This window comes from Bartonella sp. AA81SXKL (assembly GCF_042196945.1).
Classification (GTDB): Bacteria; Pseudomonadota; Alphaproteobacteria; order Rhizobiales; family Rhizobiaceae; genus Bartonella.
The window spans coordinates 1-698 of record NZ_JBHIRH010000255.1 but is presented as its reverse complement, the minus strand read 5'-3'; the positions used below and the strand labels follow the sequence as shown (position 1 = coordinate 698).

The window sequence follows — 698 nt, the reverse complement described above, 5'->3', positions numbered from 1 at the left end:
ATTGTCAGTGGTCTGACCCCTGCGCAACTTGCTGATATTTTGCAACAGGCAGCACGGGGGCATCCAGAGCAGTTTTTCCAACTTGCCGATGATATGGAAGAGCGTGATTTGCATTATCGTGCTGTGCTTGGCATGCGTAAAAATGCTCTTACAGGGGTGGAGCCTGGAGTGATTGCCGCAAGCAATAGTGCACAGGACAAAAAGATAGCAGATGCGGTGCGAGAAGTGATTAGTGCACCTACCTTTGTTGATGATTATGTGACGGATTTGTTAGATGCTTTGGGAAAAGGCTATGCGGTTGTTGAAACTTTGTGGGACAAGAGTGCCAAGGAATGGTGGCCGGTTGCTTGGAAATGGCGTGACCAGCGGTTTTTTCAATTAGATCGGCGGGATGGTTTTCATTTGCGTTTAAAAGAAGAGGGATCTCACTATGGTATTGAACTGCCTGCTTATAAATTTTCTATTCACAGACCCAAGTTAAAAAGTGGTTTGCCTATCCGCACGGGGCTTGCACGGCTTGCAGCTTGGGCTTTTTTGTTTAAATCTTATACCTTAAAAGATTGGATGGCTTTCTTAGAAGTTTACGGTATGCCTTTGCGTGTGGGCAAATATGGAGCGAGTTCTTCTCATGAGGAACGGCGGGTTCTCATTCAAGCGGTGCGTGATTTATCCAGTGATGCGGCAGCGATTATTCCCAA

The 698-nt window shown here is 46.4% G+C and carries 1 protein-coding gene; it reads left to right on the top strand.

What is annotated here, in order from left to right; translation table 11 throughout:
• Positions 1 to 698, top strand: a 698-nt coding sequence (locus ACFINZ_RS10930) for a DUF935 family protein (RefSeq protein WP_375701529.1), incomplete at both ends; no start/stop codon positions are given.